Consider the following 14,814-nt stretch of genomic DNA (forward strand, 5'->3'; position numbering starts at 1 on the left):
GGCGCCCAGGGTTGACGCGCCCCAGCCCCCGGAGCCGGCGCGCGGCCGCCACCCGCCGCGCGCACCGGGCCTAGCCGGCCCGGCTCACGGGCGCCACCCGTGCCCATTCTTCGTCGGTGTACAGGCGCGAGCGCAGCAGAAAGCGCATGCCCTCGGCGCTGTCCAGCGAAAACGCGCCGCCGCGGCCCGGCACGGCGTCGATGATGAGCTGCGTGTGCTCCCAGTAGGCGAACTGGTCTTCGCCCATGTAGAACGGGCAGCCCTCCAGCTCGCCCAGGAGCACGTCCGAGCCGCCGACCAGGAACTCGCCCTGCGCATAGCACATGGGCGAGCTGCCGTCGCAGCAGCCGCCCGACTGGTGGAACATCAGCGGACCGTGCTTGGCGCGCAGGGTCTTGATGAGGCGGCGCGCCTCGTCGGTGGCCACCACGCGCGGCGTGTGTTCTGCCATGCTCGTTCTCCCGGCCGGGCGCCGCGGGGCAGCCCCGAAGCGCCCGGCACGCGCCCGCTCAGAAGAAGCCCAGCTTCTTCGGCGAGTAGCTGACCAGCAGGTTCTTGGTCTGCTGGTAGTGGTTGAGCATCATCTTGTGCGTTTCGCGCCCGATGCCCGATTGCTTGTATCCGCCGAACGCCGCATGGGCCGGGTAGGCGTGATAGCAGTTGGTCCACACCCGTCCCGCCTTGATGCTGCGGCCCATGCGATAGCAGGTGTTGATATCGCGCGACCACACGCCCGCGCCCAGGCCGTAGAGCGTGTCGTTGGCAATGGCCAGGGCCTCGTCGGCATCCTTGAAGGTGGTCACGGCCACCACCGGCCCGAAGATTTCTTCCTGGAACACGCGCATTCTGTTGTGCCCCTTGAAGACCGTGGGCTGCACGTAATAGCCGTTCTCCAGCGCGCCGGGCAGCCGCGCCCGTTCGCCGCCGGCCAGCACCTCCGCGCCTTCCTGCTTGCCGATGTCCAGGTACGACAGGATCTTCTCGAGCTGTTCGGTGGACGCCTGCGCGCCCAGCATGGTGTCGGCGTCGAGCGGGTTGCCCTGCTTGATGGCCGCCACCCGCGCCAGCGCCCGCTCCATGAAGCGGTCGTACAGCGATTCCTGGATCAGCGCGCGGCTCGGGCAGGTGCAGACCTCGCCCTGGTTCAGCGCGAACATCACGAAGCCCTCGATGGCCTTGTCGAAGAAGTCGTCGTCCTCGGCGCCCAGGTCGTCGAAGAAGATGTTGGGCGACTTGCCGCCCAGCTCCAGCGTGACCGGAATGATGTTCTGCGACGCGTACTGCATGATGAGGCGGCCCGTGGTGGTTTCGCCCGTGAACGCGACCTTGGCGACGCGTTTGCTGGAGGCCAGCGGCTTGCCCGCTTCCAGCCCGAAGCCCGTGACGATGTTGAGCACGCCCGCGGGCAGCACGTCGGCGATCAGCTCGGCCAGCACCATGATGCCCAGCGGCGTCTGCTCGGCGGGCTTGAGCACCACGCAATTGCCGGCGGCCAGCGCGGGAGCCACCTTCCATGCGGCCATGAGGATGGGGAAGTTCCAGGGAATGATCTGGCCCACCACGCCCAGCGGCTCGTGGAAATGATAGGCCACGGTGTCGGCGTCGATTTCCGAGAGGCTGCCTTCCTGGCTGCGGATGGCCGAGGCGAAGTAGCGGAAGTGGTCGATGGCCAGGGGAATGTCGGCCGCGCGGGCTTCGCGGATGGGCTTGCCGTTGTCCCAGGTTTCCACGGCGGCCAGCCGCTCCAGGTTGGCTTCCATGATGTCGGCGATGCGCAGCAGCAGGCGCGCGCGCTCGGCGGGCGGGGTGGCCGCCCATTTGGGTGCGGCGCGGTGCGCGGCGTCCAGCGCCAGCTCGACGTCGCGCTCGTTCGAGCGGGCGCTGCGGTTCAGCGTTTCGCCGGTAATCGGGGTCACGTTGTCAAAATACTGGCCGCTGGCCGGCGGTTGCCAGCGTCCGTCGATGAAATTCTCGTATTGCTCCTTGATGTCGATGGGGGTGCCGTAGGTGCCGGGCGTGACGCGGGTTGCGATGTCCATGGCGTTTGTCTCCGATATGGTTGGAATGGGGCGGCGGCGAGCGCCCGCCTGACTGTCACGAAGCAAAACGCATGCCATGTCCGTGGGCGGCTGGACAGCCGCATGGGCGCGTGCGAAAGTAGGCTTCCACGCGCCCGCTGGTGTCGCTTTTTGCGACGCTGTCGCGGAACAGGTGTCGCAGAACGCCGTCCCAGGAGACATGCATGGCCCAGTCCCACTCTCCGCCGTGGCTGTCGCAGGCGCGACAGCTTTTCCATACGCAGGGCGCCGTGCCCGGCGGCCTGGTGGCCGAACCCATCCTGCGCTCGTGGCGGCGCTGCGCCGAACGGGGCTTCGACATGCGCGGCGCGCGGCGCGCCGAACTCATGACCCAGGCCGAGCTGCGCGAAGCGCGCGAGCGCAACGAGGCCCTGCGCCGGCTGGCCGCGCCGGCCATGTCCGCCCTGCAGCGGCAGGCCGGAGCCAGCGGCGGCCTGGTCATCCTGTGCGACGCGCAGGGGCTGGTGCTCGATACCGAAGGCGACGCCGGCTTTGCGCAGCGGGCCTCGCGCGTGGCGCTCATGCCGGGCGCATCCTGGGACGAGGCCGCCGCCGGCACCAACGCCATCGGCACCGCGCTGGTCGAGGGCCGCGCCATCGCCGTGCATGGCGCCGAGCATTATTTCGAGCCCAACCGCATCCTCACCTGCGCTGCCGTGCCGATCATGGACGGCGCCGGCCGGCCGCTGGGCGTGCTGGACCTCTCCAGCCAGGCCGGCGCCGCGCGGCCCGACGTGCTGGCCTGCGTGCAGGCCGCGGCGGACCGGGTCGAGCACAGGCTGTTCCTCGACGCGCACTCCGAATGCGCCGTGCTGGCGCTGCACGCCCGGCCAGCCGGGCTGGGCGCTCCAGGCGAAGCTTTGCTCGCTTTTCACGACGGCCTACTGGTGGCGGCAAACCGGATCGCCCTGCAGGCGCTCGATCTGCCGCCCACGGCGCTGGGCGTGTACCGCTACGGCGATCTTTTCGAGGGCGATCTGGCGCGCTGCCCGGTTTCGGGCGGCAGGCTGCGCGCGCACCGGGGCGCCGTGTTCCATGCGCGCCTGCGCTGGCCCAGCGAGCGCGCGCCGGCGCCGCCGCGCGAGCCGGCCGCGCCGCCCGCGGCGCCACGCAACGGCATGCCCCTGGCGAGTTTCGACGCGCCCGCCCTGGAGGCGCTGGCGCGCGCCGTGCATCTGTGCGATGCGGGCGTTTCCATCCTGCTGCAGGGCGAAACCGGCGTCGGCAAGGAAGTCTTTGCCCGCGCGCTGCATGCACGCAGCCGGCGGGCGCAGGGCCCGTTCGTGGCCGTGAACTGCGCCGCGCTGCCCGAGAGCCTGATCGAATCCGAACTGTTCGGCTACGAGGACGGCGCCTTCACCGGCGCGCGCCGACAGGGCAATAAGGGGCTGCTGCGGCAGGCGCACGGCGGCATGCTGTTCCTGGACGAAATCGGCGACATGCCGCTGGCGCTGCAAGCGCGCCTGTTGCGCGTGCTGCAGACGCGCGAAGTCTCGCCGCTGGGCGCGGCGCGTCCCGTGGCGGTGGATTTCGCGCTGGTGTGCGCCACGCACCGGCCGCTGGCGCAAGGCAGCCCCGATGCGCCGGTGCGTTCCGACCTGTATTTCCGCATCGCCGAGTACACCGTGGAGCTGCCGCCCCTGCGCACCCGCGCCGACCTGCGCGGGCTGCTGCGCCAATGGTGGGAGAGCCTGCACGGCGGGCCGGGGCCCGCGCCGGCCCTGCCGCCGGATATCGAAGACCTGCTGGCGGCCTACCGCTGGCCGGGAAATTACCGGCAGATGGCGGCGGTATTGCGCACGCTGCGCGTGCTGGCCGGCCCGGGCGGCGCGGCCACGCGCGATATGCTGCCGGCGGAACTGCGCGCCGCGCCGCCGCCCGCCGCGCCGAACCTGAAAGAAATGGAAGCCAGCGCCATCCGCCAGGCGCTGCAGGCGCACGGCGGCAACGTCAGCGCCGCCGCGCGCGCCCTGGGCGTGCACCGCAGCACCTTGTACCGCCGCGCTGCCGCCCTGGGCCTGGCCCGGGAGCGCTGAGGCGGGCCGCGGGCGCGTCGGCCGCTACGCGATCAGGCGGGCGAGTTCCGCGCCTGGATCTTCCGCGCGCATGAATGCCTCGCCCACCAGGAAGGCGTGCACGCCGTGTTCGCGCATGAGCCGCACGTCTTCGGGCTTGAGAATGCCGCTTTCGGTGACCACGCGCTTGCCGGCCGGCACGGCCGGCAGCAGGTCCAGGGTATTTTTCAGGCTGGTTTCGAACGTGCGCAGGTTGCGGTTGTTGATGCCCAGGAGCGGCGTCTTGAGCGTGAGCGCCACGTCCAGTTCGCGGGCGTCGTGCACTTCGACCAGCACATCCATGCCCAGCTCCATGGCCAGGCTTTCCATCTCGCGCAGCTGGCCGGGGCTGAGCGCGGCCACGATGAGCAGCACGCAATCGGCGCCCATGGCGCGGGCGGAAATGATCTGGTAGGGGTCGATCACGAAATCCTTGCGCAGCACGGGCAGCGGGCAGGCCGCGCGCGCCTGGCGCAGGTGGTCGTGCGAGCCTTGGAAAAACTGCACGTCGGTGAGCACCGAGAGGCAGGCCGCGCCGTTGGCGGCATACGACGCGGCGATCTCGGCCGGGTTGAAGCTTTCGCGCAGCACGCCCTTGGACGGCGAGGCTTTCTTGATTTCGGCGATCACGCCGGGCTTGCCCTGGGAGATCTTGTCTTCGATGGCCTGGGCGAAGCCGCGCACGTCCTGGCGCGCCTGCGCCTCGCGCAGGACTTCGGCCTCGCTGCGCATCTGGCGGGCGGCAGCGACTTCCTCGGCCTTGATGGCGAGGATCTTCGCGAGAATATCGTTCATTTCTGGAATTTCCGGGTATAAGCGCAGAATTCCTCCAGCTTGGCGCGCGCCGCGCCGGTGGAAATCATTTCAAATGCTAGCGCCAAGGCCCCGGGAATGGAATCGGCCTTGTTGCCAGCGTAGATGGCGAGACCCGCATTGAGGGCGACGATGTCGCGGGCGGCTCCCTCGACATTGTCCAGCGCCTCGATGACAAGTTCGCGCGATTGTTCGCGATTGGACACCTTGATGCTGCGGTTGGACATCATGGATAGCCCGTAGTCTTCGGGATGGATCTCGTATTCCCTGACTTCTCCATCCTTCAGCTCGCCCACCATGGTGGCCGCGCCCAGCGATGCCTCGTCCATGCCGTCCTTGCCGTGCACCACCAGCACGTGGCGCGAGCCCAGGCGCTCCAGCACGCGCACCTGGATGCCGACCAGGTCGGGGTGGAACACGCCCATGAGCTGGTTGGCCGCGCCGGCCGGATTGGTGAGCGGGCCCAGGATGTTGAAGATGGTGCGCACCGCCAGTTCTTTGCGGATGGCGGCCACGTTTTTCATGGCGCCGTGGTGGGCGGGCGCGAACATGAATCCGATGCCCGTGGCCGAGATGCACTCGGCTACCTCGTCGGGCGTGAGCGCCAGGTTGGCGCCCAACGCCTCCAGCACGTCCGCGCTGCCGCTGGAGGACGAGGCGCTGCGATTGCCGTGCTTGGCGATGGGCACGCCCGCGGCCGCGGCCACGAACATCGCGGTGGTGGAAATATTGAAGGTGTGGCTGCCGTCGCCGCCCGTGCCGCACATGTCGAGCAGATCCTGCGGATTGGGCGTGATCACCGGCGTGGCGAATTCGCGCATGACCTGGGCGGCCGCGGTGATCTCGCCGATGGTTTCTTTCTTGACGCGCAGGCCCATGAGCAGCGCGCTGGCGATCTGCGGCGTCATTTCGCCGCGCATCAGCATGCGCATCAGGTGCAGCATTTCATCGTGGAAGATTTCGCGGTGTTCGATGCAGCGCGTCAAGGCTTCGGTGGGGGAAATGGTCACGATGCGTCCTTATTCAGGCCAGGTTCAGGAAATTGCGCAGCAGGGCATGGCCGTGTTCGCTGAGCACCGACTCGGGATGAAACTGTACCCCGTAAATGGGCAGGGTCTTGTGGCGCACGCCCATGATGTCGCCGTCCGGGGCGGTGGCCGTCACTTCCAGGCATGCGGGCAGCGTGTCCGGGTCGATGGTCAGCGAGTTGTAGCGGATCGCGGTGTAGGGGCTGGGCAGGCCGGTGAAGAGGTCGGAGCCCCGGTGCGTGATGGCCACCGTTTTGCCGTGCATGATTTGCTGCGCCCGCACAATCCTGCCGCCATAGGCCGCGCCGATGGCCTGGTGGCCCAGGCATACGCCGAGGATGGGCTTCCTGCCCGCATAGGCCCGGATCACCGGCACCGAGATGCCCGCCTCGGCCGGCGAGCAGGGGCCGGGCGAAACGCAGATGCGGTCGGGATTCAGCGCCTCGATTTCGTCGAGCGTGATCTGGTCATTGCGCGCCACGCGCACGTCCTCGCCGAGCTCGCCGAAGTACTGCACCAGGTTGTAGGTGAAGGAGTCGTAGTTGTCGATCATCAGCAGCATGTCGTTGCAACCTCAATGGGAATGGGGGGATGGCGAGGCGCTCAGGCCCCGGCGAAGGGGAACGCGGGCAATGGGGAATGCGCCGGCCTCGGCAGTGCCGATGCGCTGGGCCTGAAGAGGGAATCTGCGGAAAGCACGGGCAATCTCCTGTTTGTCGGAGCCGCCATGCCGGGGGGGGAATAGACTGATTTCGAAACCTGCCACCGGCGACGGCGGCAAGGTGCAGTTTCGAACCGCAACAACGTGCCGCTTCCTAGCGGAAGCGCCACCACTGTGCTGCGAGGATCGAAACGGTGCGAATCATGGGATAGACGAGCGGATTTCAAAAGGGCCGGGCGGACTGCGCCGCGACTGGCTTGCCGGGAATTCTACCTTGCGCCGCGCGGCTTTGTCGAATGGAAAAACAGGTGCGGATCGGGCCGGCCGCGTATTCCCTTCAGCCCGGGGCCGCGCTGCGCGCCAGCTTCTGCAGCAGGTCGACGAAGCGGGCCTGTTCGCGCGTCATGGTTTCGTTCTTGCGCAGGATGATGCCGAACGGCGCCAGCTCGGCGGGTATGGCCACGGGCAGCGCCACCACCAATTTCATTTCCAGATAGTCGCGCAGGGCGCTCTCGGAGAGCACCATGACCGCGTCGGTGAGCTGGATGAGCTGCTGCATCGAATACACCGAGCTGCATTCGGTCACGTCCTGCGGGGGCGGCAATTGCTGGGCCTGCCGGGTCTGCTCGAACGCCAGCCGGGCGGGGCTGCTCATGGGCTGCAGGATCCAGGGCCAGTCGCGCACCAGCTCTTCCAGCGCCAGCTTGCGCCGCCGGGCCAGCGTATGGTCGCGCCGCACCACCACCAGCAGGCGCTCGTTGCCCAGCGGCTGGAAGCTGTAGTGGGCGTCGTCGGTGGCGTCGCTGCGCCGGGCGATGGCGATGTCGATGCGTCGCTGCTCGAGCAGGGAAATGACCTGGTCGCTGGTGTCTCCCATGATGCGGATGCGCAGTTGCGGATAGCGCGCCTTGGTCTGCGCGATGGCGTCCATGACCAGGCCGGGCGCGGCGCCCACGATGGTGCCGATGGACAGGTAGCCGTAGCCTCCCTGCTGCCGGGCGGCCAGCTCTTCGGCGCATCGGTCCAGGCTGGTCAGCGAGGCCTGGGCGAACCGCAGCAGCTCGCGGCCCAGCGTCGTGGGGCGCGTGCCCTTGGGCAGCCGCTCGAAGAGCTCGCAGCCGAACATCGCCTCGATGTCGCGCAGCATGCGCGTGGCCGCGGGCTGCGAGATGCCCAGCGCCTGCGAGGCGCGGTGCAGGTTTTCGCTGGAGCCCAGCGTCACCAGCATCAGCAGATGGCGGTAACGCAGGCGGTTGAACAGGCTGCGCAAGGGCATGGGGGCGTCGGAAGCCACGCTCGTTCCTTCGATACCTGCAAGGTATCGGTATGTGCAAAAAAACGATTGGAAGGGCATCAACATACACCACTACGATGTGGGCACATAACAGCGCGCGAACCGCCTTCGCCGCCAGGAGACAGCATGTCCAGCATCGGATCATTACCCGCCGGCCCCGCGCCGCGCGCGCCGCAACCGCGCCGCGCCTAGTTCCCCGCAGCAAAGCACCGCTTTCCCGCATTGCCCGCAGCGCGATGCGCGCGGTTTCGCACGCGCCGTCGGCGCGCGCCGATGGCGCGTGGCCGGACGCCGCCCCAAAAAAGAAAGGAGACAGACCATGCCGACCAACGTATCTTCCGCCACGCTTGCCAAGGTGTCGTGGCGCCTGCTGCCTTTTTTGCTGCTGATGTACGTCCTGGCCTTCCTGGACCGGGCCAACGTGGGCTTCGCCAAGGCGGCCTTCCAGGCCGACACGGGAATCGGCGATGCGGCTTTCGCCTTCGGTGCCGGCGTGTTCTTCGTGGGGTACGCGCTGCTCGAAGTGCCCAGCAACCTGATCATGCACCGCGTGGGCGCGCGGATGTGGATGTGCCGCATCATGGTGTCTTGGGGGCTGATCTCGGCGGCGATGATGTACGCCCACGACGAAACCACGTTCTATGTGCTGCGCTTCCTGCTGGGCGTGGCCGAGGCCGGCTTCTTTCCCGGCGTGATCCTCTACCTGACCTACTGGTTCCCCGCCGCCACACGGGCCAGGGCCATGGGGTTCTTCTACTTCGGCGCGCCGCTCGCCTTCATCTTCGGCAGCCCGCTGTCGGGCCTGCTGCTGGAGTTCGACGGCGCGTGGGGGCTGCACGGCTGGCAATGGATGTTCATGGTGGAGGGCCTGATGGCCAGCGCCGTGGGCGTGTGGGCGTACTTCTATCTCGACAACCGGCCTGCCGACGCGAAATGGCTCTCGGCGCAGCAGCGCGGCGAGCTGCAGTCCGTGCTCGACCAGGAAGAGCGGCAGAAGCAGGCGCATGGCAGCCTGCTGGCGCTGATGCTCCAGCCCCGTGTGCTGTACCTCGGCGCGATCTACCTGCTGATCCAGGCCAGCGTGTACGGCGTGGTCTTCTACCTGCCCACCCAGGTGGCCGGACTCATGGGCCGCCAGGTGGGCTTCATGGTGGGCCTGGTGGCCGCCATTCCGTGGCTGTGCGCCGTGCTGGCGGCATGGAAGATTCCCGCCCTGGCCGACCGCACCGGACAGCATGCGCGGGTCGCGGCGCTGACCCTGGCCGCATGCGCCGTCGGCATCGCCTGCTCGGTTGCCCTGTCGTCGCCGTTCTTCGCGATGGCGGCGCTGTGCGTGGCCGCCGCCGGCTTCATTTCGGTCCAGCCGGTGTTCTGGACCTTTCCCTCGCGTTTTCTCTCGGGCAGCGCGGCGGCCGGGGGCATCGCCCTGATCAATTCGCTGGGCGCGGTGGGCGGCTTCATCGCGCCGGTGCTGAAAACCTGGGCGGAAAAGACGTTCGCCTCCGCCTCGGCGGGCCTGTACCTGCTCGCGGCCCTGACGGTGGTCGCGGCGGCGCTGGTCGCCGGCATCCGGCTGCGCCTGAACGCCAAGCAGGCGGTTCTGGCCTGAGGCCCCGCCCTCTCGATTCCCATTCAGGAGATTTCATGAACATTCCTCGCATCAAGCACGTCCGAGCCTACACCCTGCGCGGCGGCGGCGCCGATTATCACGACCAGGGCGACGGCCACTGGATCGACGACCACATCGCCACGCCGATGAGCAAATACCCGCAATATCGGCAGAGCCGCAGGGCGTTCGGCATAAACGTGCTGGGCACGCTGGTGGTCGAGGTCGAGGCCGACGACGGCACCGTGGGCTTTGCCGTGACCACCGGCGGCGAGCCCGCGGCCTACATCGTCGAGAAACACCTGGCCCGCTTCGTCGAAGGCGCGCGCGTCACCGACATCGAACTGATCTGGGACCAGATGTTCAACGCCACGATGTACTACGGGCGCAAGGGCATCGCCATCAACACCCTCTCCGGCGTGGACCTGGCGCTGTGGGATCTGCTGGGCAAGGTGCGCGGCGAGCCCGTGCACCAGTTGCTGGGCGGCGCGGTGCGGGACGAGCTGCAGTTCTACGCAACGGGCGCGCGGCCCGACCTGGCCAGGAAGCTGGGCTTCATCGGCGGCAAGATGCCCCTGCAGCACGGGCCGGCCGAGGGCGAAGCGGGCCTGCGCCGCAACCTGGAAAAACTGGCCGAAATGCGCGAGCGCGTCGGCGACGATTTCTGGCTGATGTTCGACTGCTGGATGTCGCTCGATCTCAACTACGCGACCCGGCTCGCCCACGGCGCGCGCGAGTTCGGCCTGAAGTGGATCGAAGAGGCCCTGCCGCCCGACGACTATTGGGGCTACGCCGCGCTGCGCCGCAATGCGCCGCCGGGCATGCTGGTCACCACCGGCGAGCACGAGGCCACCCGCTGGGGGTTCCGCATGTTGCTGGAGATGGGTTGCTGCGACATCATCCAGCCCGACGTGGGCTGGTGCGGCGGCCTGACGGAGCTATTGAAAATCTCGGCCCTGGCCGACGCCCACAACGCGCTCGTGATTCCGCACGGCTCCTCGGTCTACAGCTACCACTTCGTCGCCACGCGGCAGAACAGCCCGTTCGCGGAATTCCTGATGATGGCGCCCCAGGCCGACGAGGTGGTGCCGATGTTCCACCCGCAGTTGCTGGGCGAGCCGGTTCCGCAGAACGGCCGCATGCGCGTCTCGGCGCTCGACCAGCCTGGTTTCGGCGTCGCGCTCAACCCCGACTGCCCGCTCCACCGCCCCTACACCCATTGACCGATATGCACGGTTCCGGCGCCCGCTTCGGCGGCCGGCGGAACCGCCGGAGACTCGCATGATGATGCCGAAAAACCGCTTCAAGGCCCGCCTGGGAGAGCTGCAATACGGCGCCTGGGCCGGCATGGCCCACCCCTATGCCGCGGAAATCGTGGCGTCCACGGGCTACGACTGGATGCTGATCGACGGCGAGCACGCACCCAACACGGTGCCCACCATCCTGGCGCAGCTGCAGGCGCTGGCCGCCTGCGACAGCGCGCCCGTCGTCCGGGCCGTCAGCGACGACAAGGCGTTGATCAAGCAACTGCTCGACATCGGCGCGCAGACGCTGATGATTCCCATGGTGGAAAGCGCGGCCCAGGCCGAGGAGATCGTTCGGGCCATGCGCTATCCGCCGCATGGCGTGCGCGGCGTCGGCGGCGGGCTGGCGCGGGCCACGCGCTGGGACGGCGTGCCCGACTACCTGCGGACCGCGCACGAATCGCTGTGCCTGATCGTGCAGATCGAATCGCGCGCGGGGGCCGGGCAGGCCGCCGGGATCGCGGCAACGCAAGGCGTGGACGCCGTTTTCATCGGCCCCGCCGATTTGTCCATCAACCTCGGCCATCCCGGCAATCCCGGCCATCCGGAAGTGCAGGCCTGCATCCGCGGCGTCATCGAGGCCGCCAACGCCGCGGGCAAGGCCTGCGGCATCCTGGCGCCCGACCCCGAAGACGCGCGCCGCTACCGCGACTGGGGCTGCCGCTTCATTGCCGTGGGCATAGACATCAGCCTGCTTTGCCGCGCCGCGCGCGACAACCTGGCCGTCCACCGCGGCGAACCCGCGGACGGCGCCTCGCCGCGCACCTACTGACGCCGGCCGCTTGCGCCCTTCGACTCACGCTTTCACCAGGAAACCGCGATGACCGCCTCCGTACCGCTGCACCCGAATTTCATCAACGGCCGCTTCGAGCCCGCCGCCCAGTATCTCGACGTCGTCAACCCCGCCAACGGAACGCTGCTGTCGCGCGTGCCGGATTCTTCCGCCGAACAGGCCGGGCAGGCGCTGGAGGCGGCGCGCGCGGCGCAGAAGGCGTGGGCAGCCCGCCCCGCCATCGAGCGCGCGGGCTACCTGCGCAAGATCGCCCAGCGCATCCGCGCCAATGCGCCGCAACTGGCCCGCACGATCGTGCAGGAGCAGGGCAAGACCGCGCCGCTGGCCGAGGTGGAGGTCAACTTCACCGCGGACTACCTGGACTACATGGCCGAATGGGCCCGCCGCATCGAGGGGGAAATCGTCGCCAGCGACAGGCCGGGCGAGCACATTTTCCTGTTCCGCAAACCCATGGGCGTGGTGGCCGGCATCCTGCCCTGGAACTTTCCGTTCTTCCTGATTGCGCGCAAGATGGCGCCCGCGCTGGTAACGGGCAACACCATCGTCATCAAGCCCAGCGAAGAAACGCCGAACAACTGCCACGCCTTCGCCGAGCTGGCGGCGCAGGCCGACCTGCCGGCGGGCGTGTTCAACGTGGTGCATGGCGGCGGCCGCGTGGGCGCGGCGCTCAGCGCGCATCCCGGCGTGGACATGATCAGCTTCACCGGCAGCGTCGAAACCGGCTCGCGCATCATGGCCGCTGCCGCCGGCAACCTCACCAAGCTCAACCTGGAACTGGGCGGCAAGGCGCCGGCCATCGTGCTGGCCGACGCCGACCTCGACCTGGCCGTCAACGCCATCCGCGCCTCGCGCGTCATCAACACCGGCCAGGTATGCAATTGCGCCGAGCGTGTGTACGTCGAGCGCCGCATCGCCGACGCGTTCATCGACCGCATCGCCTCCGCCATGGCGCAGACGCGCTTTGGCGACCCTGGCGCCAGCCGGGATCTCGACATGGGACCGCTCATCAACCGGCAGGCGCTGGACAAGGTGGCGGCCAAGGTGGAGGCCGCGGTGGCGCAGGGCGCCCGAATCGTCACCGGCGGCGCGCGCGCCGACCTCGGCCAGGGCTTCCACTACCTGCCCACCGTGCTGGCCGACTGCCGGGCCGACATGCCCATCATGCGCGAAGAGATTTTCGGGCCCGTGCTGCCCATCCAGGTAGTGGACGACCTGGACGAGGCCATCGCCCTGGCCAACGATTGCGAGTACGGCCTCACGTCGTCCGTGTACACGCGGGACCTGGCCCAGGCCATGCACGCCGTGCGCAACATCGACTTCGGCGAAACCTACATCAACCGCGAGAACTTCGAGGCCATGCAGGGGTTCCACGCCGGCGTGCGCAAATCCGGCATCGGCGGCGCGGACGGCAAGCATGGGCTGTACGAGTACATGCACACGCAGATGGTCTATCTGCAAGGCTGAACCTGCGCCGGCCCGGCCGCCCGGGCCGCATGGTCCCGCCAGGGATGCGCGGCGCCCGATGCGCGAACCGGCCGAGCGTGATGGAAAGGCCGCCGGCGGGCAGGCGCGCCTCAGATCGGCTCGTCCAGCCCGTGCTGCACCTGTTCGGCGGCGCGCAGCACGGCGCGGGCCTTGGCCTCGGTTTCGGCCCATTCGGCTTCGGGGTTGGAGTCGGCCACGATGCCGGCGGCGGCTTGCACGTACAGGGTGCCGTCCTTGATGACGCCGGTGCGGATGGCGATGGCCACGTCCATTTCGCCGCCGTAGCTGAGGTAGCCGGCCGCGCCGCCGTAGATGCCGCGGCGCACGGGCTCGAGCTCGTCGATGATCTTCATGGCCTCGACCTTGGGCGCGCCGGTGAGCGTGCCGGCGGGGAAGGCCGCGCGCAGCACGTCCATGCTGCTCATGCCCGGGTTCAGGTCGCCGGTGACGTTGGACACCAGGTGCATGACGTGCGAGTAGCGCTCGATGACCATGGTGTCGCTGACTTTCACCGAGCCCACCCGCGCCACGCGGCCCACGTCGTTGCGGGCCAGGTCGATCAGCATGACGTGCTCGGCGATTTCCTTGGGATCGGCCCGCAGCTCCGCGGCCAGGGCGGCGTCTTCCTCGGGCGTGCCGCCGCGCTTGCGCGTGCCGGCCAGGGGACGGATGGTGATCTGGGATTTTTCCTCGCCGTTCTCCACCACGCGCTCCTGGCGCACCAGGATCTCCGGCGAGGCGCCCACCACCTGGAAGTCGCCGAAGTTCCAGAAGTACATATAGGGGGAGGGGTTGAGGGACCGCAGGGCGCGGTAGAGGGAGAGGGGCGAGTCGCGGAAGGGCTTGGCGATGACCTGGCCGATCTGCACCTGCATGAGGTCGCCGGCGGCGATGTGTTCCTTGGCCCGGCGCACGGCGGCGAGGTAGTCCTCTTTCTTGAAGTCGCGCCGCTCCTCGGTCTGCATGCTGGCGTGGCTGTAGGGAATGTCCACGGGGCGGCGCAGGCGGGCGCGCAGGTCGTGCAGGCGCTGCTGGGCGCGGCTGTAGGCCTCGGGCTGGGCAGGGTCGGCGTACACCATGAGGTAGATGCGGCCGGCCAGGTTGTCGACGATGACCAGCTCGTCCACGTGCATCAGCATCAGGTCGGGCGTGCCGCCTTCCATGCCGGCGGGAAACGGCTTGACGGCCGGGCCGAGGCAGGGCTCGATGTGGCGCACGGTGTCGTAGCCGAAGTAGCCCGCCAGGCCGCCGCAGAAGCGCGGCATGCCCGGACGCAGCGCCACCTTGAAGCGGGACTGGTATTGCTCGATGAAGGCCAGCGGGTCGCCCTCGTGGGTTTCGGCGACCTTGCCGTCGACCAGCACTTCGGTGAGGGTGCCGCTGGCGCGGATCACGGTGCGGGCGGGCAGGCCGATGAACGAGTAGCGGCCGAAGCGCTCGCCGCCCACCACGGATTCCATCAGGCAGGTCATGCGGCCCGCGTGGGGGCCGGCATGGGCGAGCTTGAGGTAGATGCCCAGGGGAGTGTCCAGGTCGGCGTAGGTTTCCGCCACCAGGGGAATGCGGTTGTAGCCTTGGGCGGCGAGGGCCTTGAATTCGATTTCGGTCATGTCGGATCTCGTGGCTTGCTGTGATTTGCGGGGGACCGGGCATGCAACGAAAAAGCCCGGTCCAGGTTGCTGGTTCCGGGCTTGGCGC

12 protein-coding genes are annotated in these 14,814 nt (G+C 68.7%); 5 read left to right on the plus strand and 7 right to left on the minus strand.

Annotated features, from left to right (window positions below):
• Nucleotides 1-70: 70 nt before the first annotated feature.
• Both NGJ44_RS07005 and adh read right to left on the minus strand, forming a co-directional pair.
• Nucleotides 71-451 (minus strand): DUF779 domain-containing protein, encoded by a 381-nt coding sequence (locus NGJ44_RS07005; RefSeq protein ID WP_251863511.1) that lies wholly within the window; start codon nucleotides 449-451, stop codon nucleotides 71-73.
• Nucleotides 452-509: 58 nt separating this feature from the next.
• Nucleotides 510-2,039, minus strand: a complete 1,530-nt coding sequence (adh, locus tag NGJ44_RS07010; protein ID WP_053246628.1) for an aldehyde dehydrogenase — start codon at nucleotides 2,037-2,039, stop codon at nucleotides 510-512.
• A gap of 203 nt (nucleotides 2,040-2,242) precedes the next feature.
• Between adh and NGJ44_RS07015 the strand changes: the two genes are divergently transcribed.
• Entirely contained in the window at nucleotides 2,243-4,114 is a 1,872-nt protein-coding gene (locus NGJ44_RS07015; protein WP_251863512.1) for a sigma-54-dependent Fis family transcriptional regulator, read from the plus strand.
• Between the two features lie 24 nt (nucleotides 4,115-4,138).
• Here the strand turns inward: NGJ44_RS07015 and trpC are convergent, their stop codons facing one another.
• The 4 genes from trpC to NGJ44_RS07035 all read right to left on the minus strand — a co-directional run bounded on the left by trpC (nucleotide 4,139) and on the right by NGJ44_RS07035 (nucleotide 7,928).
• Nucleotides 4,139-4,927 (minus strand): indole-3-glycerol phosphate synthase TrpC, encoded by a 789-nt coding sequence (gene trpC / locus NGJ44_RS07020; protein ID WP_251863513.1) that lies wholly within the window; start codon nucleotides 4,925-4,927, stop codon nucleotides 4,139-4,141.
• A complete protein-coding gene (gene trpD, locus NGJ44_RS07025) occupies nucleotides 4,924-5,955 on the minus strand; it encodes an anthranilate phosphoribosyltransferase (RefSeq protein ID WP_251863514.1) in 1,032 nt (343 codons plus the stop codon). Before trpD ends, trpC begins: the two co-directional genes overlap by 4 nt.
• A gap of 13 nt (nucleotides 5,956-5,968) precedes the next feature.
• Complete coding sequence (locus NGJ44_RS07030) at nucleotides 5,969-6,535, minus strand: anthranilate synthase component II (RefSeq protein ID WP_053244964.1); 567 nt, start codon at nucleotides 6,533-6,535, stop codon at nucleotides 5,969-5,971.
• Nucleotides 6,536-6,971: 436 nt separating this feature from the next.
• Entirely contained in the window at nucleotides 6,972-7,928 is a 957-nt protein-coding gene (locus NGJ44_RS07035) for a LysR family transcriptional regulator (protein WP_235489589.1), read from the minus strand.
• Between the two features lie 319 nt (nucleotides 7,929-8,247).
• On the opposite strand from NGJ44_RS07035, the gene NGJ44_RS07040 reads away from it, so the two are divergent.
• The 4 genes from NGJ44_RS07040 to aldA are packed head-to-tail and all read left to right on the plus strand — an operon-like array spanning nucleotide 8,248 to nucleotide 13,095.
• Nucleotides 8,248-9,537 (plus strand): MFS transporter, encoded by a 1,290-nt coding sequence (locus NGJ44_RS07040; RefSeq protein ID WP_251863515.1) that lies wholly within the window; start codon nucleotides 8,248-8,250, stop codon nucleotides 9,535-9,537.
• A 35-nt stretch (nucleotides 9,538-9,572) separates the two neighbouring features.
• Nucleotides 9,573-10,757: an L-rhamnonate dehydratase gene (gene rhmD, locus NGJ44_RS07045; RefSeq protein ID WP_053244963.1), complete on the plus strand. Its 1,185-nt coding sequence runs from the start codon at nucleotides 9,573-9,575 to the stop codon at nucleotides 10,755-10,757.
• A gap of 58 nt (nucleotides 10,758-10,815) precedes the next feature.
• Entirely contained in the window at nucleotides 10,816-11,610 is a 795-nt protein-coding gene (locus NGJ44_RS07050) for an HpcH/HpaI aldolase family protein (protein ID WP_053244962.1), read from the plus strand.
• 48 nt (nucleotides 11,611-11,658) lie between these two features.
• On the plus strand, nucleotides 11,659-13,095 hold the full coding sequence (gene aldA, locus NGJ44_RS07055) for an aldehyde dehydrogenase (RefSeq protein ID WP_251863516.1): 1,437 nt from the start codon (nucleotides 11,659-11,661) through the stop codon (nucleotides 13,093-13,095).
• Between the two features lie 110 nt (nucleotides 13,096-13,205).
• Here aldA and trpE read toward each other — a convergent pair whose 3' ends face one another.
• Nucleotides 13,206-14,726, minus strand: coding sequence for an anthranilate synthase component I (gene trpE / locus NGJ44_RS07060; RefSeq protein WP_251863517.1), 1,521 nt, complete (start codon nucleotides 14,724-14,726; stop codon nucleotides 13,206-13,208).
• Nucleotides 14,727-14,814 lie beyond the last annotated feature (88 nt).

The organism is Achromobacter sp. Marseille-Q4962, assembly GCF_943737005.1.
In the GTDB taxonomy this organism is placed as follows: domain Bacteria; phylum Pseudomonadota; class Gammaproteobacteria; order Burkholderiales; family Burkholderiaceae_B; genus Achromobacter.

Coding starts and splice junctions, on each gene's coding strand:
- NGJ44_RS07005 (WP_251863511.1), bottom strand. CDS start 451: ATGGCAGAACACACGCCGCGCGTGGTGGCCACCGACGAGGCGCGCCGC.
- adh (WP_053246628.1), bottom strand. CDS start 2,039: ATGGACATCGCAACCCGCGTCACGCCCGGCACCTACGGCACCCCCATC.
- NGJ44_RS07015 (WP_251863512.1), top strand. CDS start 2,243: ATGGCCCAGTCCCACTCTCCGCCGTGGCTGTCGCAGGCGCGACAGCTT.
- trpC (WP_251863513.1), bottom strand. CDS start 4,927: ATGAACGATATTCTCGCGAAGATCCTCGCCATCAAGGCCGAGGAAGTC.
- NGJ44_RS07030 (WP_053244964.1), bottom strand. CDS start 6,535: ATGCTGCTGATGATCGACAACTACGACTCCTTCACCTACAACCTGGTG.
- NGJ44_RS07040 (WP_251863515.1), top strand. CDS start 8,248: ATGCCGACCAACGTATCTTCCGCCACGCTTGCCAAGGTGTCGTGGCGC.
- rhmD (WP_053244963.1), top strand. CDS start 9,573: ATGAACATTCCTCGCATCAAGCACGTCCGAGCCTACACCCTGCGCGGC.
- NGJ44_RS07050 (WP_053244962.1), top strand. CDS start 10,816: ATGATGATGCCGAAAAACCGCTTCAAGGCCCGCCTGGGAGAGCTGCAA.
- aldA (WP_251863516.1), top strand. CDS start 11,659: ATGACCGCCTCCGTACCGCTGCACCCGAATTTCATCAACGGCCGCTTC.
- trpE (WP_251863517.1), bottom strand. CDS start 14,726: ATGACCGAAATCGAATTCAAGGCCCTCGCCGCCCAAGGCTACAACCGC.